We start from the raw sequence: 18,951 nt of genomic DNA, 5'->3' as shown, positions 1-18,951 counted from the left end.
ATTAGTTTTGTGGCATATCCATTTTGCTAGTTGATCACGTTATAAATAATTGACATGATTGAGAATCAATGGAGTTCTTGCACAAATACTCGAATGAGGTTGCGCGAATCGATTTTTGCTACGCAAAAATCGATTCGCGCAAGAGGTCCATTCAGTTGTGTACTTATTCCTGACCTCTATATGGCTACTGAAAACCGCCTGCTTGCCGCCCTGCCCCGTGAGCTATATGAAAAGCTCGCCCCCAACCTGAAACGAGTCTCGCTGGAACTGGGCACGATACTTCATCATCCTGGCGAGACTATCGAGGATCTCTATTTCCCTATCGATTGCCTCCTCTCGATCACCGTCACGATGAGTGACGGCTCGACGGCTGAAGCGGGTATGGTCGGCAACCGTGAAGTGATCGGCGTCAATGCCTTCATGGGCGGAAGGGAGACTACGCAGACGGAGTACATCGTACAGATGGCGGGCAGCGCGATCAAGGTGGATGCAGGGATTCTGCTAGAGGAGTTTGATCGCAATAAGCAGCTGCGCGACGTGCTGCTACGCTACACACAAGCACTGATCGCGCAGATCTCGCAGACCACCGGCTGCAACAGCCTCCACGTTCTAGAACAACGCTTGGCACGCTGGCTGCTGGAGGCGCAAGACCGCGTTGACTCAGATGACCTTAAGCTTACCCAGGAGTTCCTCGGCCACATGCTAGGCGTGCGCCGCGCTGGCGTCACCCAAGCTGCCCAAAAGTTTCAGGAGAGCGGTCTCATCCGATACCAGCGAGGTCGCGTCCAGATCCTGGATCAGCGGAGGCTGGAAGCGACTTCGTGCGAGTGTTTCAGAGTTCTCAGAGAAGAATACGATCGCTTGCTCGGAGCAAAGTACAGAGATGGCTGATGAGATCATTCTCACCTTTGATCGTGGGGCAGAGAATGAAGCACCAAGTTGAGTCTCCGTGTCTGATTGTGTACAAATTTAGTCTGTTCAGGCTGCAAGATTTCTCGTCTCCTCAGTCTGCAACTAACGGTTTTAAAGAGGAGCAAACCCAGAACAAATGAGCGAGAAAAAAGATGCGCCACCGACAATCCTGATGATCGAACTAGATGACGAAACGCGCCCGATCCTGAAGCTAAACCTCAATAACTGGGGCTACCGCGTGATTTCAGCGCTACAAGAAGAAGACGCGATCGCCTTGGCGCGTGGTACGCGCGATCGCCCTGACTTAATTTTGCTCAACCAAGTCGATCTGCCGATGGACGAGGTTCTTAACATGGGGCGGCGCATTTGTCAAGGTTCAGAACTCTCCAGCAGCACGCCGATTGTCGTTATGGCTGAGCACTACGGGGAGGATATGGAAGGCAAGAACGTTAAGGTGGGCGAAAGTGAGTACGTCACCTACCTGGAAGATGGGGAACAGTTGATGAATCTCCTGCACCGTCTTTGCCCGGTGTAGACGCAGCCTAATCAACTTGCGTGGGTTCGGTGATTAACGACCACCTTTAAAAGGATTGGTATAAAGCTTGTCCTGGCACTCGACACCTACCTCAAACTTGCAATCTGAACGAGGATATGCTATGCAGAGCAGTACATAGCCCATCTCCTCCTGCGCAGGTTTGAGGGCAACTCCTTTAGACTGATCCACCTGACCTTCAATCAAACATGCTGCACAAGTGATACAAGCACCATACCGACAACCTACAGGTAACCGCAAACCTGCTGCTTCCACAGCATCTAAGATATATTGATTTTCTGCAACTTCAACAACAAAGTTGTTGCGATTCACAAGTTCAATTTTGTATGTTTTCATACAAATGTTGTAGGGCAGGCATCTTGCCTGCCATATTTTCCCTTAAATCCAAATATCAGAGGTGCAATCGCCACCAGGATAGCGCATCTCATGAGCGCGAGATGGACCTGCTGGTTCTTTGCCAAAGTCAACGTAGAAATTCTCGTTGATTTTCAATCCCCCGTTTTCAGTGTCGCAGTCAATTTGTAGTAGATATGAGCCAGTTTTGGATAAGTCAGGGTAAAACTGATTGTCCCAAGTGCTAAACAGGGAATTGGTAACATAAAGCCGCTTGCCATCAAGACTGAGTTGCAGCATCTGCGGTCCACCAGCCAATTTTTTGCCCTTACTTTCCTCACTCTTGCCCAACAAGCCACCAACCCAAACTTGACCTGTCAGTTTGGGATGCGAGGGATCGCTGATATCATATTGGCGAATGTCTCCGTGCAACCAGTTGGAGAAATAGACATAGCGATCGTCCATTGAAAGTAGGATATCGGTAATCAAAGATGGTACAGGAATGGGCCAGCCTTCCACTTCGACTGATGGTACATCAATCACTTTCTCGACTTGCCAGTGACCGTTGGGCTTGTGCCAATGCCAAACATTACTGCTGAGTGCTGCACCAACGAACCCGTGAGTACTGTCGGGGTTATGGTGAAAGCGCACTTCTAAGGGGATGAGTCCTTCGTCACCTAAGTCAAAACTTTGGATAATTTCGTGTTTCGACCAATCCCAAAAATGCAGTTGGCTACCGTAATTCCCCGCTGCTACATCATTGAGGTCAAAGCCGGGATAATAGGTTTTGGGTGCGCCCCACTCGCTACTCACCATGATATTATGACGCGGCTGGTACCAAAAGTCGTAGTTAAAGCGCATACCGTCGGCTTGGCGTTCCCAACGTCCAGCAATGTCAAAATTCTCATCGAGTAACAAAAAGCCACCAGGACCGTTCCCTTCGCTGTCACCCAGCATGGAAATCATCACATGACTATCAGCAAGGCAGTGTACGGTATGGGGGGCTGTTAGATTGGTTTTTTCCTTGATTTCTTCAGGTTCAATGACTTTATGAAGTTTCGGGGCTTTTGCATCCGCTGTATCTACAATGTGAATTCTGCTGGAACGTTGACCGGGAATCACCATAAAACGCCGCGATTTACTGGCATCCCCATGACAAGAACTGCAAGCATTCCAGCCAAAGTGGTGTAGTTCATCGCCGATATATGGCATTGGCAAGCGGTGAATGACTTGCGAGTATGTCGGGGAGTTGGGATCAACGTCTACGGTTGCAAGATAATCCGGCTGTTCAATACCTGTACCCGTATAGAGTGCAATTGTATAAAGCACCTTTTCGCGTTCCGCTTTCATCGCTGCTTCTGGGGAAGCGTAGCCGGGACCGCAGCAAGCATGAGCCATATTTTTATATCTCCAACAAATTTTGAAAAATCACAATACACAATCTTAATTTATATAGCGGTTTGCAACCCGGAGTAAGGTATAGAAAGAAATAATGAACCACAGATGGACACAGACAAATTTGTACTTCATTCAATTGAGTTGCGCTATATAAAAAACTACAGCCAAATTTGTAAGCCCAATTGTTTTAAATATCTTAAGCCCAACACAATCTGCTCACGTCTACCCCAAAGCTCTAAATCAAACCAACCGTCATTTTCAGTATCTTTATCTAGTAAGGCTGCGGTAATGTTAACAGTTAATCCATAGCAAGAAACTAACCCTGCAATGACCGGATAAGAAATATAGTTTTTAGGAATACAAACTTGAAATTTAGCACGAGTGGTTTGTCCTTCTACCACAGTCAAATCGGCTTTTTTTTCATCGTCTTCAATCTCGTCACTTGAATTGCCACTAGTGCATAAAAGCTGTAACTTATCTCTGTTTTCTTTTGGAAGGCTTTTGAGATCTAACTGCAAAATTTCTATATTCAGTTCTTGAAGATAGGCAAGACCTGCTTCTACTTGTTGAGAAATTCCGTGAATTTCAAGATTAAACCAACCATCGTCTTCTGTATGAGCTTCTAAAAGAGCTGCTGCAATGTTGATTGTTAAATCGTAACGAGAAATCAATCGCGAGACAATGGGTTGGCGATGATAATGCTGAGGAACCTTAATGTAGATATGACCTAATGTGGAATGAAAAATTGTAGATAATACCATCACCCTAATTCCTCAAATTATCAGCAGTTTTACGAGCTGATACAAATCAAAAATTCCCCTAGCCTTTGAAATTCCCAACGGCAGAGTTATAAAAACCAGTAAACTCATAGAGTTACTGTAGATTATCATAACTCATTTTGCTTCTCAGGAGGTAGAGGAAATTTCAGGCATTACGACTTTAGGAAGAGAGTCTTAAGGTAGATGAGTTTTAGTCGCAGTTATTTCACCTTGGTGTAGAAGGGATGCTGCACAGAGGTAGAGGCAATGGCTAATTACCGACGAGACAAGTCTGGCTTGGGACAGCAGTTTGAGAAACTCAAGCAACAAGTCCCCATCAGTTTTACTCCAATAGCAAGGGCGAAGCGATCGCTCTGGGCGATCGCCCGTTTGGATACTGTTGGGCGCGTTTTTGCAATTAAACGTATCGGTGTGATTAAGCAGTTAGAGTGCGATCGCTATCCTATACCAGACAGCAATGCTACTAGACCTCAAACTTCCACAATGGGGGTTTGAAGTTTTTGCTTGGATAAGACAACAAAGGCTTGTGCCAACGCGCATAGCGTGTCCTCTGGACTTATGTAAACAAGGGTCCCCAATCCCCAATCTCCATTGCCCCTAATCCCCACTCCCTCCGGTCGTGGGGACCCCGAGTTCCCCAGTCCCCTTCACTCCGTAACAGGTTTTTTTTGTAATATCTAATACAGAATTAAGTCAAAGAGTGTACAACAGATGGCAAGGAGAGCTTTGCAACAGAAAACAATTTTAGTCGTTGACGACGAATCGTCCGACCAATTTCTGATTCAAAGGGCGTTTAGTCACCTTAGTCCAGAATTTGATCTCCAAGTCGTCGAAACCGCAGAAGATGCGGTTCGTTATTTGGAAGGTAAGGAACCCTATCAGGATCGGGGAAAATACCCCTTACCCGTTTTGCTTCTGCTGGACTTAAGACTTCCTGGAATGTCAGGTTTGGATTTGCTCAAATGGATACGACAACAATCGTATTTAGAGGAGTTAGCAATTATAGCTTTGACGGCTTACGGTAACCGTGAGTTACCCCGCGCGTATGACTTGGGTATCGATTTTTATTTGCTTAAACCAATACAAGCTAATAGTTTGGCTGAAATCTTATATGGACTTGGCTTATATGATAATAGTAATCAAATACAGTAGGCTTTCTGCTTTTATAGCTCTAAAGCTAAACTTTTAGCGTCGATTCCATGACGACGCCCAAAAGCTAATACGATTCAGTTAAGGATTTTGGTGAGATTGGTGATGTGTAGAGACGAGAGGTGGGGCGTCTCTACATTATCGTCCTCATAAGGGTTCTGGTCTTATCACCAAGCCTATTGCACTATAGTTGCTTTATGCTTGTGTTGCAGAATCAGAATGATTCAGGGCATAACGACTATTCAATGACAGCATTATGCGTGAAATACCGGTGGAGAGAATGCTGACACCTACCAATGTCCCAATCACCCAGGGTGCATTGAAGGGCCACTGGAACCAAATCATTGCGCCTAAGAGCAGGGTAATAACGCCGTTACCGAGTGCCCAAGTCCAGTTCTGTTGCGGACGTAACCGGAATGCCAGAATAAGCTCAAATACGCCTTCTGTAAGCAGAAAACTACCTAACAATAGAGTCAGTGTGAGAACTCCTGTTAAGGGATAAACAAACAGCATCACGCCTGTTGCAAAGTAGAGGATACTGAGTAGGAGTTTCCAAACAAAGCCTCCTTCATGGCGGGTTTGAAACGCATAACTCAGCTTGGCTGCTGCAGAAGAAATCAGAATTAAAGCAATCCAAGTTTCAGCGAAAATTGTTGTAACTCTAGGCACAGCAAATGCTGCAATCCCTAAGACAGTCAGGAGAATGCCAATCAACAGCGAGTTATTCGTAGCCTTGTTGATATCACCCTTGTTGATATCACTCTTGTTGATATCACCAGAAACGTTGGTTGTCATAAAAATCTTTTCCTTGTAGTTTATTGAACTCTATGATTTAGGCTAGAAAATTTCTCAAGAACTTTATAGAACCCTAAGATATAAGCTGTACGAGCCTCTACCCCTCTAAAAACAGATGTATTAAAAGGCAAGAGGAAGTATGTTATCCCTCCACTCTCCTACCTAGCCATATTTCCAGGATGAATTCTCCCCATTCTTCTGATGTCATTTATAGGGACGAAACGGCACGATCGCAACATACGGAAAAGTTACTCCTAATTTTTCCATCAAAAAGCGGAGAAATGGAATGTCTTCACCTGAATTCGATACGTCTAACGCCTTAGTGGCTTTGTCCAACAATTTAGCTGACACTGTAGAGCAAGTTGGGGGTGCTGTTGTTGCGGTGAACGCTGGTACGCGTATTTCTCCTAGCGGTATTCACTGGCGCAATGGTATCATCGTTACTTCTGACGAGTCACTTCAGCGCTATGACGAAATCACAGTCACTCTATCAAATGCTAATAGTGTACCTGTGACACTCATAGGGCATGACTCTAGCACCGATGTCGCTGTCTTCAAAATAGAAAATGCAGACATCCCGGTGGCGAACATAGGCGACGCCAAAACACTAAAAGTTGGTAATTTGGTACTGGGCTTAGGAAGAAGTAGCGAAGGTGACATCCGAGCAGCTATAGGTGCAGTGAGTGTTGTTAGTGGTGCTTGGCGGAGTATGAGCGGTGGTAATATAGACCAGTTTATCCGTCCAGACATCAGGCTTTATCCTGGCTTTGCAGGTGGACCACTCATCGATGCTGCGGGTTCTGTGGTAGGCATGAACACATCGGGACGACGCGGTACTGCTCTTACTATACCCGCTTCTACAGTTAATCGAGTGGTTGACCAACTGTTGGCAAAAGGACACATTGCACGCGGCTACCTAGGTTTAGGGATGCAACCCGTACGCTTACCAAAGAACCTGAAAACGTCACTCAATTTAACTTCTGCTGCTGGAGTGATTGTCGTTAATGTAGAGCCAAATGGACCTGCTGACAATGCTGGTGTGCTGATTGGGGATGTTTTGGTAACTTTGGATGGGACTCTTGTGAATGATACGGGTGATGTGTTGGCGCTTTTGAACAGTGGCGATCGCGTTGGCAAAACTATCAAAGTGCAGCTGATCCGAGCTGGTGCGTTAGTTGAGTTAGCAATTTTCATTGGCGAAAGACCGGTGCTTTGAAGAGTCATACCAATTCAAAATTCACGCATTCAAAATTCACTCGTCGGAACATGAGTATTGCAACAATGACACGCATAACTGATGAATTGGCTACAGTAGCTGAAAATGTACGCAAAGTGACTGTACAAGTGCGTAGTAGCTCTTATGGAGGTGGTTCCGGCGTTATCTGGCAATCTTCCCTTCACCCCCTCCAACTCCCCCGCCAGCAGGGGAGAGATAAGGATAAACTTTTATTGCCGGGAACTGAGGGGGGTAGTTTAATTATCACGAATGCTCATGTTGCTACCAACAACCGAGCAACTGTGGAACTGTGGGATGGACGGGTATTTGAGGCTGTACGTACCAATATAGACCCCACAAAAGATTTAGCTGCTCTTAAAATTGATGCGACTGACTTACCAACTGCAACCATCGGCAATTCGGATGCATTGCGAGTGGGAGAATTCGTCTTGGCTGTCGGGAATCCTTTTGGTGATAGCGGTGCTGTGACAAGCGGGATTATCCACGCTAGCCATCAACGTATGGTTATCGCTGATATTCGGCTGTTTCCTGGCAATTCTGGCGGTCCACTTGCTGACTGTCTTGGACGAGTCATCGGGATTAACACCATGATTGTAAACGGTTTGGGTGTGGCGATACCAAGCCTTGCTGTAGAAGGTTTTTTGCGTGGAAATCGTCAAAAGCTTGGTGTCACTGTGCAACCTGTGGTGGTAGATGCAACCAACAAACGCACCTTAGGTTTATTGGTGTTGTCTGTCAATTCTGGAAGTGCTGCTGAAGCTGCTGGTATGCTTGTTGGTGATGTCCTCATGGGAGTCTCAGGACAAGATTTTACCAGACTTGATGATTTAAGCAAGTATCTTGAGCGTACCGACAGCACCAAACCGCTACCGTTACAAATCCTGCGTGGCGGAAGGCAATTAGTTTGTCAGGTGGCGGAGGTGGTATGATACGTCGGGTGTTTGTAGTTGCTGCTTCCCCAGTGGTGCGAGCTGGATTGTCAGCTGTAGTGGCAAGCAGTTCCAAACTCACAGTCGTAGGCAGTGCATCAGATTTGGATGCACTTACAACGGAATTTGAGCAATTACAACCCGATGTTGTGCTGCTGGATGTGAGTGGCAACTTTCAGGAATTAGTCTGGGAATTGCTTTCCTCACAACAGCAGCAAGACCCAGTTGCAATGATTGTTCTTGCTGATGTCGATAGTATAGACTTTCAAGCAGCACTGCGTGCTGGTGTACGCGGCATATTGCCAAGTACCAGCACAGAATCAGAAATTGTCGCGGCTGTTGAGGCGATCGCTCTTGGGTTAGTGGTGCTGCATTCTGATACTATCGAATCTCTGCTTGCTTTAAAAGAGTCGAGTATGCGGCAAAAAGAAACCGCAAATCCTATGCAAGCACTGACACCACGAGAAATAGAGGTTTTAAATATGCTTGGTTCTGGATTGGGTAATAAGGCGATCGCCAAACGTTTAAATATCTCAGATCATACTGTTAAGTTTCATGTCTCATCTATTTTTCAAAAGCTGGGTGTCTCGACACGCACAGAAGCTGTTGCTGTTGGTGTAAGGCTGGGTTTGATTATGCTGTAAGACTACTTTAACCGCAACTTGAGCCAGAAAACACTTGCGCAACTGCCAACCGCAAGTTTAGAAATTCTCCTACTGGCACTTTTGGATAAAAAACTAACAGATACTTCTTAAGACATATCTTAATTCTAATTACCTATGTCTTAAGGAGTATTTTCATCATGTCTATTATTAACCTAAGGTTAAGGATACTTCGGTTTTCATGGAGAACAGTTCATTTTTGAAAGTTGTGGATGAGGAGTGCCATAGAGCCCAAAGTTGGAGACAAAGTGCTGATTCTACGTCCAGCATATGTAGCTGGACGAGTTGGGAAAATCTGTGCCAAAGAAGTACTATCAGGCGCTCACCCTAGTGGACGCTGGCTGATTCAGGTAGATTCAGAAGACATTGTGGTGTCTTTGAGCCCAAAAGAATTTGAGGTAGTCAACGATGATTTTGAGATACTTTAGGTTATGTCTTTAGTTATGTCTGATGATCCGTTGCCAATTCCCAATTCTTTTTTGCTGCGTTTTAGCTGTTTCCAAAGTGCCTTAATCTTGTCATAAGCTTCTTGTGGTGCTAATTTCCCTGATGTTTCTAAACAACTGATATAGCTTACCTTCTGAGAAAATTCTTGGAGATTGGCGTTAAATAGTAGATTTTCTGGCTTTATTTGACCGTAGTAGCGAGCGTGAGGGTAGAGAAGTTTTTCCTTGTCTCTTTGATTAGAGTTTTCCATGAATCTACCTCCTATTTATAATTTACTTTAATTGTATTTAATTTGAATTTAACTTATGTAAATTTTATAACAAATTAAAACAGTAATTATTACCTTGTATCTTCCAAAATATATATTTTTACCTATTGATTAGGTAAAAATATGAAAAATGAGATCGACAAATAATTTCTTCTGTACATCTTGTTTTGATTCATCTGTCTTCTAAATTAACCGTTTGTGTATAAGCTTTTCCGATTATTTCACCCCAGATTCGTTTCTTAACCTAAAGTTAACAATTAAAATACAATAAGTCGGCAGATTTACCGTATTTTAATAAAGTTCTTAAGACTATAACATGGCAGGGTCAAACACAATCTAGCTACCTTTAGCTTGTTTCCACCCAAGACGCTGGTCGATGCTTGGGATATCTGTTCTAGTTTTCCTAGTGGGTGCGCAATGAGTGAGATGTTTTTCAGTCCGAACGATTGGCAGAGTGTAGTTTTCCGTCTAACTACAGCTCTACTTGTTGGTGTTGTCATTGGTGGGAACCGCGAGCGAACTGGTAGACCTGCTGGGATGAGAACTTTTACAGTAGTGAGCCTGGGTTCTGCTCTGTTCGTAATGATTCCCTTGCAGATACTACCTGATGGTAGTTTTGCTGATAATGTTATGGCTCGTTCTACTGCTCTCAACGCAATGGCGCGAATTGCTCAAGGAGTGGCTACAGGGGTGGGATTTTTAGGAGCCGGGATTATTCTGCGACAATCTCGTCCAGAACTCGGTAGGGAAGAAGTCAAGGGACTGACGAGCGCTGCAGCTATTTGGCTGGCTGGTGGATTAGGAGCCGCAGCAGGTTGTGGGTTATGGCGAATGAGTTTGATTGGAACTGTTTTGGCGCTGGTGGTTCTTAGCGGACTAAAGCGACTCAAGAGGTCTAGCTCGAAAAGCTTTGATGATAACAATTGAATGATATTTAGAATATTTAGAACCGCAGATGCACGCAGATAAACGAGGCAGTGCGTTGCGGTGAATAAGCGCGCTGCAGGCGCGTTCCCCACGCCCAGGCGACTGGTGTAAGCGCAAAGCGCAGGCTCCTTCATGTGCGTAGCGTGTCCGTGCCTCCTCCGGAGGAGCTTGCGCTAACGGCCTCAAGCCGTGCCCGTTCGCCCTTGGCGTGCCGCAGGCATAGGGCTCAGGACATACCCGGAGGGGGGTTCCCCCGAGCCCCGCAACTGCCGTGCAGATAAATAACTAGTGTCCATCTGTGTCCATCTGTGGTTTTTTTTCCTAAACTTGAGTTTTGCACTCTTGTTTAATGCCTGAGACTGAGAAAATGGTAATCGCAATCGCTTTCAGTTATAGCCAACCGTGAATCCTACAACTCCAGCAGCAACCCAATCGCGCAAAGCCGACCATATCCGCATCTGTTTAGAAGAAGATGTACAATTCCACCAAACCACAAATGGACTGGAACGCTACCGTTTCACCCATTGTTGCTTACCCGAACTCAACCTTGATGAGATTGACATCAGTACTACGTTCTTGGGGAAACAGCTTCTTGCACCAATGCTGATTTCTTCTATGACAGGAGGAACCGAACAGGCGGGAATCATTAACCATCGTTTAGCGGAAGTTGCTCAGCATTATAAAATAGCGATGGGTGTTGGTTCCCAGCGTGTGGCGGTGGAAAAACCCCAAGTTGCTGATACCTTTGCCGTTCGCAAGTACGCCCCTGATGTTCTGTTGTTTGCCAATTTGGGTGCAGTCCAACTCAATTACAGTTATGGTTTAGATCAGTGTTTGCGAATTATTGATATCCTAGAGGCTGATGCCTTGATTTTGCACCTTAACCCGCTACAAGAGTGTATTCAACCTAAGGGTGATAAAAATTTTCAAGGTTTACTTGACAAAATAAGTATTTTATGTAGTAAATTACAAGTACCCGTAATTGCTAAAGAAGTGGGCAATGGCATCTCCTCGGCAATGGCAGAGAAACTCATCGCTGCTGGAGTCAAGGCGATTGACGTGGCTGGTGCTGGTGGCACATCTTGGGCAAAGGTGGAAAGCGAACGGGCAGAAAATTCTTTGCAACGCCGTCTGGGAAGCACATTTGCAGACTGGGGTTTGCCAACGGCGGAGTGTATTACTAGTATTCGTGCGATCGCTCCTGATGTGCCTTTGATTGCCTCGGGCGGATTACGTCATGGATTGGACATAGCAAAAGCGCTGGCACTGGGAGCAGACATTGCTGGGTTGGCAATGCCTTTTCTGCAAGCTGCTGCTGTTTCAGAAGCGGCTGTTTACGACTTAGCTGAGGTGTTAATTGCCGAAATCACGACTGTCTTATTTTGCACTGGTAACGCTACACTAGAACAACTTAAGTGTTCAAAAAGTTTACAAGAAATAAAATAATAATAAGAACCGCTCCGAAAAACCTATACAAAACTAGTCAATTGTAGACAAAGCTGTACAAAGTCGGAGCGTGCAGACTAAGACTTTAGAGGTCTACGATTTTTGGGTCATGACACCTTGATGTGAACGCCAGCATCAAGCTCTGTCGAAGGTAGTTAAGTAATCAGCAAACAGGTTTATAGCTGTAGTGCTGCCTTCCCAACAAGCTCTTAAATCATTGTCGAGGCAAACATTACTTAGAAATAAGGATGACAGAATATGTCAAACTACGTTTTTCTTATTGACCAAAATAAAACACCTCTCAATCCAGTGCATCCGGCACAAGCAAGAAAGTTACTGGATTCTGGGAAAGCAGCAGTTTTTAGGCGCTATCCGTTCACCTTAATCTTAAAGCGAATTATTGAGAATCCAAATGTATATCCTCTCACACTCAAAATTGACCCAGGTTCTAAGTTTACAGGGATTGTTTTAGTTACCAATCAGGGTAATGTTATTTGGGGAATGGAGTTGCAGCACCGTGGTCAACAAATCAAAGATGCTCTGGAGCATCGTAGAGCAGTTAGAAGAGGACGTAGAAACCGTAATACCCGTTACCGTAAAGCTCGGTTCCTCAACCGCAAGCTCAATCATGGTAGGCTCAACGCTCCGTCTCTCAGACATCGTGTCTTAACAACCGAAACCTGGGTAAAACGTCTTCAAAAGTTCGCGCCAATTGGTTCTATCGTTCAAGAACTGGTTAAGTTTGACACGCAAGTAATACAGAATCCAGAAATCTCTGGAACTGAATACCAGCAAGGAACTTTGCACGGTTATGAATGCCGTGAATACCTGTTAGAGAAGTGGAATCGCCAGTGTGCCTATTGTGGTGTCAAAGATGTTCCACTAGAAATTGAGCATATTCAACCAAAGTCAAAAGGAGGAAGTGACCGCATATCCAATCTTTGCTTGGCTTGCCATAAATGCAATCAACGCAAAGGTAATAAGGATATAAAGGATTTTCTCAAAGGTAAACCAGAAGTGCTAAATCGCATCCTTAAGCAAGCAAAAGCACCGTTGAAAGATGCAGCATCCGTTAATAGTACTAGGTGGGTACTATTCAACATTTTGAAGTCTTTTGGTTTGCCAGTTAGAACAGGAACCGGAGGTCAAACCAAGTTTAACCGGATTCAGTTTGATTTGCCAAAAGCGCATTGGATTGATGCGGCTTGTGTTGGTCAGTGCAGTGCTGTAGACGGAAAAGCCAGTGCAGGCAACTGCCGTTGGCGCAGCCTCTCCGGAGGAGATACCCGTAAGGGCGTAGTCGAAACCATCAAACTCGCTACTACCAAAATTCTTCGAGTTAAAGCAACTGGTTTTGGTGGTAGACAGCGATGCCAAACGGATAAGTTTGGTTATCCACAAAAACATCGCCCATTGCGCCCAATACTCGGATTCTGCACAGGTGATATTGTTCGCGCTGATGTCTTGAAAGGCAAATATGCTGGGACTTTCACCGCACGAGTCTGTCCTATGTCTCACGGCTATGGTGAGTTTGTTATTGACAAAAAACGGAGGTCAATTAAGTTGGACTACTTAACACCTGTTCATCGAAAGGATGGATACGACTATGCCTAGACCTCTACAAAATGACTAGAAATGTACAGATGTGTACAGAAAACAACTTACAGTTTCTAACCCTTAGTGTTTAGGTTGTTGGGTGATTGGTGTGAGAAATTGAGTCTAATAGAGTGGAAATATCAAGAAGATACAGGGTGAAGTCATTAGTTCTCAATTCCTAAGTCTAAACACTAACGACTGACGACTAATGACCAATAATTAATGACTAAATATCGAATATGCGTAATTTTCTCAAACAAACTTTTGCCAGCTTAATCGGAAGCCTACTGGGGCTGTTCATTTTCTGCGGTCTGGGAACGACTGGACTGTTGTTGCTAATATTTGCAGCAGCTTCATCGAAAGATACGGGTCCTCTTGTCAAAGATAAGTCAGTGCTGGTTTTTGACTTGTCAACAAACATCACTGATGGGGAGCCAAGTTCTAGCGAATTTCTTGAGAACGTATTATCAGCAGAGGATAACAAAACGATGTCACTGCGCACCGTTTTGAACACGTTAGAAAAAGCACAACGTGACAAACGAATTGTGGGAATATATTTAGATGCCAGCCGCGCTACAGAAGGTAGAAGCACTGGCTTTGCGACTCTTAAGGAAGTTCGTCAAGCGTTGGAGAAGTGCCGCGCTGCTGGGAAAAAAATTGTGGCATATGGCATGGATTGGGGGGAAAGAGAATATTACTTAAGTTCGGTAGCTGATAATATTGTTGTTAATCCGTTAGGAGCAATAGAAATTAACGGTTTTAGCACGCAACCGTTATTTTTTGCAGGAGCATTACAGAAGTACGGTATTGGGGTTCAGGTTGTACGAGTCGGCAAGTTTAAAGGAGCAGTTGAACCGTATTTACTCACAAAGCTGAGTCCAGAAAACCGTGCACAAACTCAGCAATTGTTGAATGATGTTTGGGGTGAGTGGCGTGCTACGGTAGGAGCAAGTCGCAAAATGAACCCGCAGCAATTGCAGGCGATCGCCGATAAACAGGCTTTGTTGTTGGCAGATCAAGCCAAAACCAATCGCTTGGTGGATAAGGTTGCGTATTTCGATCAGGTGGTTGCTGAACTCAAGCAGTTGACCAACAGCGACAAGGAAGATAAAACATTTCGTCAAATCAGCCTCAGAGAGTATGCAGGAGTTCCTGGCAAGTCCTTTGGTGTAGAACGCGACTCGAAAAATAAAATTGCAGTAGTTTATGCAGAAGGTGAGATTGTCGAGGGTCTAGGAGATGGTGGAGATGTAGGAGGCGATCGCTTTGCCAAAATCTTCCGGCGACTGCGACAGGACAAAGATGTTAAGGCTGTCGTTTTGCGGATCAACAGCCCAGGTGGTAGCGTAACCGGTTCTGAACAAATGCAACGGGAAGTGCGGCTGACGAATCAGGAAAAACCAGTTGTGGTATCGATGGGTAATGTCGCAGCCTCTGGTGGCTACTGGATTGCAACAGACTCCAAACGCATTTTTGCTGAACCAAACACAATTACAGGTTCGATAGGTGTGTTTGGACTACTCATGAATGCCCAAAAGCTAGCCAATAACAACGGTATCACCTGGGATTCAGTGAAAACAGCCCGCTATGCTGACAATCAAACAGTTGCTCGTCCCAAATCACCAGAAGAATTAGCACTATACCAGCGCAATGTTAACCACATCTACAGTTTGTTTCTCAATAAAGTAGCACAAGGTCGTAAACTCCCACAGCAAAAAGTGGCTGAAATTGCTCAAGGACGAGTTTGGTCTGGTGCAGCGGCGAAGCAAATAGGTTTGGTGGATGAGATTGGCGGTTTGGATGCTGCTATTAAATACGCTTCTAGTGCGGCGAATCTGGGAGAAAATTGGGAATTGCAGGAACATCCCAGAGGAGGCACCCTTAAAGAACGCCTGTTTGGACAAGTCACTGAAGAAGCGCGAACTGCTTTAGGAGTGGATGAAGCGCAACTCAAAGCACCAGATCCGTTGATGGCTGAATTCCAAAAACTGCAACAGGAATTAGCAATATTGCAAAAAATGAACGACCCACAGGGTATGTATGTTCGCTTACCCTTTAACTTACGGATTGAGTGATATCTAAAGATTGGAGGGCAACACAACAAAGGGAAAAGGAGGAATTTTCTCCCTCACTCCCTCACTCCCTCACTCCCTCACTCCCTCACTCCCTCCCTCCCTCATCTCCATAAAAAATTAACACCCAGCTGACAAGAGCCGCGTGGATGTGTAAAGTAGTTGTGGACTACTTACCATGCACAACAATTTATGCAACTGCCCAAGGACATAAAAACTAAACGCCTTTTGCTTCTCGTTGTTTCCTGTAGTTTAGCTGGTGTGATTGTAGGAGGCACCACAAGTTGGGCAGAGAGCAATTCGTGTTTGCAAGCTAGTACAGTTACTAGTGAATGTCTAACCAATGACCCAACAACTAGAACTATAGAGGGAATGAGTACCGGCTTGATAGTTGGGGCTGGGGCGGCTTTTGGTGCAGCATGGCAACATCGGCATGAAGATTGAAAGCGCTTATTATAGTTATTAACTTGTAGCTGTGCCCAAGCACAACTACAAACTCATTACTAATGACTCAATTGATTGACACTCCCACGGCTTGAAGCCGTGGGATTCTTGGTTCATCCACTTGAAGCAAATTACCAAGAAAGACCGCACAGTAGGAACTCAGAAGCCAGAATATTAAACGCGAGGACGAGCATGAATTAAGAGTTCTGGTCGTGAGTGTTGGTTTAAAGCCCCTGGATTTATCCGTGGAGACTAACGCGCGTTTTTCCGCACTTATTTCCCGCCGGATTCTCCTTGTGGGGATATTCTGATTACTGTGTTCTGTGTTCTGCGTTCTTCTTAAATGCGTTTACCCTGGGGCTGAATATTGGCATCTTTTAATTCCAAGTCTTTGCGTAGCTTCTCGTTTTCTTTTGCTAGCTGATTAATGAATACTTGGTCAATCAGGTCGATGTTAGCGGTGGTGTAGACGTTGACGCCGCGCTGTTGAGGTGGTTTCTCGTGATATCGGCTTACGTACAATTGCTCTAACTTGCGCCCGACGTCTAACAGCTTAGACTGAGTACAGTTTAACTGTAACTGCTGACACCTTTCACTAATAGTGATGCGAGGAGCTACAGTACTTACTTCTGCATAGGATTTTTCGGCTACAAAAGCTGATGTGCAGGTCATAAGTAAAGTTGCAAATATCACAATGACGGTTTTCATATCTCAGTGCAATGAGAAAACTTATTTTCATCACCTACTGTAACTTAGGAAAGCACTTTGAGTGCGTGGTAGCCGTAATCGCTTTGGGGACACCTTTATTAACTAAAAGACTATTAGGGCTATAAGTACGTGGGCTGAATTAAATATAAAACCACTGTAGGATGCGTTAGCGTTAGCGTAACGCATCAAATTGGCGGGTTTGGTGCGTTACGGCTTCGCCTAACTCACCCTACACTATCTTCAATTTGTTTTCGCCTACTTACTTATTGACAACAATTTATGGAGAAAGCTTCTAATTTATTACTTAAAGTTTCGCGCCGTTTATTTAAAAATCTAGATGACCAAGAGAAATTTGTTGATGCTTTAATTCATCCTCAACCTTTCCATCCCTGCATTCTTTGGTGTCAGGAAAAGCCTGAAAAATCTCCCTTTTATGTGGAAACACCAACCACTTGGCAACCAGAATTCATAGACCGTTTATCCTTTGGAGAAAAACCCGGTCAACATCCCCTGCACGCACAGGGATATTTTTATTGTCTAGATTTTTCTTCTGTGTTTGCGGCTTCTATTTTGTTAACAATTCCTAGTCCTGTCAAGTTAGTTTTTGATATGTGTGCTGCACCTGGAGGAAAGAGTGTCTTTGCTTGGAAAGGCTTGCAGCCTGAATGGATCATAAGTAATGAAGTTATTGGCAAACGGTTGGGAATGTTAATTTCTAATTTAAAGCGTTGTCATATTAACCCCTCTGCTGTGGTTAATAAAGATTCTAGTATTTTGGCTGAAAGGACACCTTTATCTAGTGATTTAGTAATAGTAGATGCGCCTTGTACTGGGCAATCTTTACTTGCTAAAGGGGAGAAAGCACCAGGATGTTTTCATCCAACAGCTATTAATAAGAGTGCAAATCGGCAAAAGAGGATTATAGCCAATTCTGCTCAAATTGTGGCACCGCAAGGGTATCTTGCTTATATGACTTGCACCTATTCTCCTGAGGAAAATGAGGAAGTTTGTGAATGGTTTTTGGAAAGGTTTCCTCAGTTTCAAGCGGTGGAGATTAGTCATTTACAAAGTTATCAATCGCATTTAACTTCTGTGCCTTGTTATCGGATGTTTCCTCAGGATAGGTTGGGCGCAGGTGCGTTTACAGTGCTGTTTAAAAATACTCAAGAGGGTGAGAGAAAGGAGATAGATGTAGAGGTTTTATCTACGATTTGGATGAACACAAACCGCGAGGACATTAACGAGTAATATCATGTCTGGAAGTTCGTAGTGAGGAATGCGCGTCCTCTCCACTAAAGCAACGTGAGTTCGACGAAACCTAACCCCAACCCCTTCCCTACAAGGGAAGGGGCAAAAAATCCGCAACGCACGTACGAGCATAATAGGCTTTTTAAGCCTCTCCCCGCTTCGGGGAGAGGTTTGGAGAGGGGTCAAATCAGGATATATCGAACTCACGTTAAAGCAAGGACTAAAGTCCTTACTACAAAAATCAACCACAGATAAATACAAAAAAACACAGATATGTAAGATTTATCTGTGTCTATCTGTCAGAAGCACTTTGCACGGGGCTTCTGCTAAATAAAATTTTTAGCTAGCTACAACTTGAATGTTGACTGTTGCTGTCACGTCAGAATACAGCTTAATTTCAGCCTCATAAGTACCTAACTGACCAATATCGGGTATGGTAATACCACGCCGATCTACTTCCAGTCCTGTGGTTTGTTGAATGACATCTGCCACGTCTTGGCTGGTGACAGTACCGAAAATAGCTTCGCCTTCACCAGCCTGCTTCGCAATTTTGAAGCTTTCAACTTTTTCCAAAGCTGCTTTTTGCTCTTGGGCTTGTTGCTTCAATTCTAATTGCCGCTGGCGTTCTAACTCGCGGCGACGTTCGACTTGCTTGAGAATACCAGGAGTGGCACGAGTTGCCAAACTTCTGGGAATGAGATAATTACGAGCATAGCCAGGAGCAACTTCTACTAAGTCGCCAGATTTGCCTAGCTTGATGATATCTTGAGTTAAAACTAACTGTACACGTTTCGCCATCGTTGTTCTTTTTTCTGTGCTTTCTCTAAAATCTTAATTGCTTGGGCAACAGCCGGATAGTTCGCTAGGAGTGTAGCTGTCTTCCAAGGAGCTTTGCGTATAGCCCGAAACTTACAAATCATAGCGAAATGTAGGGCGCGATCGCAACTGTTCCCTACACGAAAAATCAATTTAGTGTCAGAAGTCAGAAGTCAGAACTCAGAACTCAGAACTCAGAACTCAGGAGAAAAAACTTACATCACCAAGGTTT

Annotated in this window: 21 protein-coding genes; 14 read left to right on the top strand and 7 right to left on the bottom strand. The window is 44.6% G+C overall.

Features of this window, described 5'->3' with window-relative positions:
* Positions 1-180: 180 nt before the first annotated feature.
* Positions 181-891 carry a Crp/Fnr family transcriptional regulator gene (locus tag AACT52_RS34610; protein WP_073634979.1) on the top strand — a complete coding sequence of 237 codons (711 nt, stop codon included), beginning with the start codon at positions 181-183 and terminating at the stop codon, positions 889-891.
* Between the two features lie 259 nt (positions 892-1,150).
* On the top strand, positions 1,151-1,447 hold the full coding sequence (locus AACT52_RS34605) for a hypothetical protein (RefSeq protein WP_158054890.1): 297 nt from the start codon (positions 1,151-1,153) through the stop codon (positions 1,445-1,447).
* Between the two features lie 33 nt (positions 1,448-1,480).
* Here AACT52_RS34605 and AACT52_RS34600 read toward each other — a convergent pair whose 3' ends face one another.
* The 3 genes from AACT52_RS34600 to AACT52_RS34590 all read right to left on the bottom strand — a co-directional run bounded on the left by AACT52_RS34600 (position 1,481) and on the right by AACT52_RS34590 (position 3,957).
* Entirely contained in the window at positions 1,481-1,801 is a 321-nt protein-coding gene (locus tag AACT52_RS34600; RefSeq protein ID WP_073634968.1) for a 2Fe-2S iron-sulfur cluster-binding protein, read from the bottom strand.
* Positions 1,802-1,843: 42 nt separating this feature from the next.
* Positions 1,844-3,196 carry a selenium-binding family protein gene (locus AACT52_RS34595; protein ID WP_073634967.1) on the bottom strand — a complete coding sequence of 451 codons (1,353 nt, stop codon included), beginning with the start codon at positions 3,194-3,196 and terminating at the stop codon, positions 1,844-1,846.
* Positions 3,197-3,354: 158 nt separating this feature from the next.
* Positions 3,355-3,957 (bottom strand): NIL domain-containing protein, encoded by a 603-nt coding sequence (locus AACT52_RS34590; protein ID WP_073634966.1) that lies wholly within the window; start codon positions 3,955-3,957, stop codon positions 3,355-3,357.
* Between the two features lie 264 nt (positions 3,958-4,221).
* Here AACT52_RS34590 and AACT52_RS34585 point away from each other — a divergent pair, with 264 nt between their 5' ends.
* Positions 4,222-4,470, top strand: a complete 249-nt coding sequence (locus AACT52_RS34585; RefSeq protein WP_073634965.1) for a hypothetical protein — start codon at positions 4,222-4,224, stop codon at positions 4,468-4,470.
* Positions 4,471-4,686: 216 nt separating this feature from the next.
* The gene (locus AACT52_RS34580; protein WP_073634964.1) at positions 4,687-5,127 is read left to right on the top strand and encodes a response regulator; all 441 of its coding nucleotides are present in this window, start codon (positions 4,687-4,689) and stop codon (positions 5,125-5,127) included.
* A gap of 192 nt (positions 5,128-5,319) precedes the next feature.
* On the opposite strand, the gene AACT52_RS34575 is transcribed toward AACT52_RS34580, so the two are convergent.
* A complete protein-coding gene (locus AACT52_RS34575; RefSeq protein ID WP_073634963.1) occupies positions 5,320-5,919 on the bottom strand; it encodes an HdeD family acid-resistance protein in 600 nt (199 codons plus the stop codon).
* A 286-nt stretch (positions 5,920-6,205) separates the two neighbouring features.
* Here AACT52_RS34575 and AACT52_RS34570 point away from each other — a divergent pair, with 286 nt between their 5' ends.
* From AACT52_RS34570 to AACT52_RS34555, 4 genes are all read left to right on the top strand, one after another.
* Complete coding sequence (locus AACT52_RS34570) at positions 6,206-7,135, top strand: S1C family serine protease (RefSeq protein WP_073634962.1); 930 nt, start codon at positions 6,206-6,208, stop codon at positions 7,133-7,135.
* Positions 7,136-7,200: 65 nt separating this feature from the next.
* A complete protein-coding gene (locus AACT52_RS34565) occupies positions 7,201-8,085 on the top strand; it encodes a S1C family serine protease (RefSeq protein WP_233154140.1) in 885 nt (294 codons plus the stop codon).
* A complete protein-coding gene (locus AACT52_RS34560; protein ID WP_073634978.1) occupies positions 8,085-8,729 on the top strand; it encodes a response regulator transcription factor in 645 nt (214 codons plus the stop codon). Before AACT52_RS34565 ends, AACT52_RS34560 begins: the two co-directional genes overlap by 1 nt.
* Before the next feature lie 266 nt (positions 8,730-8,995).
* Complete coding sequence (locus AACT52_RS34555) at positions 8,996-9,175, top strand: hypothetical protein (protein ID WP_339375019.1); 180 nt, start codon at positions 8,996-8,998, stop codon at positions 9,173-9,175.
* On the opposite strand, the gene AACT52_RS34550 is transcribed toward AACT52_RS34555, so the two are convergent.
* Positions 9,172-9,444 (bottom strand): DUF7219 family protein, encoded by a 273-nt coding sequence (locus tag AACT52_RS34550; RefSeq protein ID WP_073634959.1) that lies wholly within the window; start codon positions 9,442-9,444, stop codon positions 9,172-9,174. The genes AACT52_RS34555 and AACT52_RS34550 overlap by 4 nt on opposite strands.
* 435 nt (positions 9,445-9,879) lie before the next feature.
* Here AACT52_RS34550 and AACT52_RS34545 point away from each other — a divergent pair, with 435 nt between their 5' ends.
* The 5 genes from AACT52_RS34545 to AACT52_RS34525 all read left to right on the top strand — a co-directional run bounded on the left by AACT52_RS34545 (position 9,880) and on the right by AACT52_RS34525 (position 15,947).
* Entirely contained in the window at positions 9,880-10,389 is a 510-nt protein-coding gene (locus AACT52_RS34545; RefSeq protein ID WP_083630715.1) for an MgtC/SapB family protein, read from the top strand.
* Between the two features lie 402 nt (positions 10,390-10,791).
* Positions 10,792-11,835 carry a type 2 isopentenyl-diphosphate Delta-isomerase gene (fni, locus tag AACT52_RS34540; protein WP_073634957.1) on the top strand — a complete coding sequence of 348 codons (1,044 nt, stop codon included), beginning with the start codon at positions 10,792-10,794 and terminating at the stop codon, positions 11,833-11,835.
* Positions 11,836-12,093: 258 nt separating this feature from the next.
* Positions 12,094-13,449 (top strand): RNA-guided endonuclease IscB, encoded by a 1,356-nt coding sequence (gene iscB, locus AACT52_RS34535; RefSeq protein ID WP_073634956.1) that lies wholly within the window; start codon positions 12,094-12,096, stop codon positions 13,447-13,449.
* A gap of 221 nt (positions 13,450-13,670) precedes the next feature.
* Entirely contained in the window at positions 13,671-15,506 is a 1,836-nt protein-coding gene (gene sppA / locus AACT52_RS34530; RefSeq protein ID WP_073634955.1) for a signal peptide peptidase SppA, read from the top strand.
* A gap of 189 nt (positions 15,507-15,695) precedes the next feature.
* The gene (locus tag AACT52_RS34525) at positions 15,696-15,947 is read left to right on the top strand and encodes a hypothetical protein (RefSeq protein WP_073634954.1); all 252 of its coding nucleotides are present in this window, start codon (positions 15,696-15,698) and stop codon (positions 15,945-15,947) included.
* A 339-nt stretch (positions 15,948-16,286) separates the two neighbouring features.
* Here the strand turns inward: AACT52_RS34525 and AACT52_RS34520 are convergent, their stop codons facing one another.
* Positions 16,287-16,619, bottom strand: a complete 333-nt coding sequence (locus AACT52_RS34520; protein ID WP_143172942.1) for a hypothetical protein — start codon at positions 16,617-16,619, stop codon at positions 16,287-16,289.
* A 315-nt stretch (positions 16,620-16,934) separates the two neighbouring features.
* Here AACT52_RS34520 and AACT52_RS34515 point away from each other — a divergent pair, with 315 nt between their 5' ends.
* The gene (locus AACT52_RS34515; RefSeq protein ID WP_073634952.1) at positions 16,935-17,903 is read left to right on the top strand and encodes an RsmB/NOP family class I SAM-dependent RNA methyltransferase; all 969 of its coding nucleotides are present in this window, start codon (positions 16,935-16,937) and stop codon (positions 17,901-17,903) included.
* Positions 17,904-18,242: 339 nt separating this feature from the next.
* Here the strand turns inward: AACT52_RS34515 and rplI are convergent, their stop codons facing one another.
* Positions 18,243-18,701 carry a 50S ribosomal protein L9 gene (gene rplI / locus AACT52_RS34510; protein WP_073634951.1) on the bottom strand — a complete coding sequence of 153 codons (459 nt, stop codon included), beginning with the start codon at positions 18,699-18,701 and terminating at the stop codon, positions 18,243-18,245.
* Positions 18,702-18,951 lie beyond the last annotated feature (250 nt).

This window comes from Scytonema sp. HK-05 (genome assembly GCF_963872035.1).
GTDB lineage: Bacteria > Cyanobacteriota > Cyanobacteriia > Cyanobacteriales > Nostocaceae > Kalymmatonema.
The sequence above is the reverse complement of the archived record's forward strand: the minus strand, read 5'-3'. Positions and strand labels throughout refer to the sequence as shown.

Bases quoted from the DNA above. Each gene is read 5' to 3' on its own strand.
- iscB (WP_073634956.1), top strand. From the start codon at position 12,094: ATGTCAAACTACGTTTTTCTTATTGACCAAAATAAAACACCTCTCAAT.
- AACT52_RS34520 (WP_143172942.1), bottom strand. From the start codon at position 16,619: ATGACCTGCACATCAGCTTTTGTAGCCGAAAAATCCTATGCAGAAGTA.
- AACT52_RS34590 (WP_073634966.1), bottom strand. From the start codon at position 3,957: ATGGTATTATCTACAATTTTTCATTCCACATTAGGTCATATCTACATT.
- AACT52_RS34585 (WP_073634965.1), top strand. From the start codon at position 4,222: ATGGCTAATTACCGACGAGACAAGTCTGGCTTGGGACAGCAGTTTGAG.
- AACT52_RS34550 (WP_073634959.1), bottom strand. From the start codon at position 9,444: ATGGAAAACTCTAATCAAAGAGACAAGGAAAAACTTCTCTACCCTCAC.
- rplI (WP_073634951.1), bottom strand. From the start codon at position 18,701: ATGGCGAAACGTGTACAGTTAGTTTTAACTCAAGATATCATCAAGCTA.
- AACT52_RS34515 (WP_073634952.1), top strand. From the start codon at position 16,935: ATGGAGAAAGCTTCTAATTTATTACTTAAAGTTTCGCGCCGTTTATTT.
- AACT52_RS34565 (WP_233154140.1), top strand. From the start codon at position 7,201: ATGACACGCATAACTGATGAATTGGCTACAGTAGCTGAAAATGTACGC.
- AACT52_RS34525 (WP_073634954.1), top strand. From the start codon at position 15,696: ATGCAACTGCCCAAGGACATAAAAACTAAACGCCTTTTGCTTCTCGTT.
- AACT52_RS34575 (WP_073634963.1), bottom strand. From the start codon at position 5,919: ATGACAACCAACGTTTCTGGTGATATCAACAAGAGTGATATCAACAAG.
- AACT52_RS34610 (WP_073634979.1), top strand. From the start codon at position 181: ATGGCTACTGAAAACCGCCTGCTTGCCGCCCTGCCCCGTGAGCTATAT.
- AACT52_RS34545 (WP_083630715.1), top strand. From the start codon at position 9,880: ATGAGTGAGATGTTTTTCAGTCCGAACGATTGGCAGAGTGTAGTTTTC.
- AACT52_RS34570 (WP_073634962.1), top strand. From the start codon at position 6,206: ATGTCTTCACCTGAATTCGATACGTCTAACGCCTTAGTGGCTTTGTCC.
- AACT52_RS34600 (WP_073634968.1), bottom strand. From the start codon at position 1,801: ATGAAAACATACAAAATTGAACTTGTGAATCGCAACAACTTTGTTGTT.
- sppA (WP_073634955.1), top strand. From the start codon at position 13,671: ATGCGTAATTTTCTCAAACAAACTTTTGCCAGCTTAATCGGAAGCCTA.
- AACT52_RS34595 (WP_073634967.1), bottom strand. From the start codon at position 3,196: ATGGCTCATGCTTGCTGCGGTCCCGGCTACGCTTCCCCAGAAGCAGCG.
- AACT52_RS34580 (WP_073634964.1), top strand. From the start codon at position 4,687: ATGGCAAGGAGAGCTTTGCAACAGAAAACAATTTTAGTCGTTGACGAC.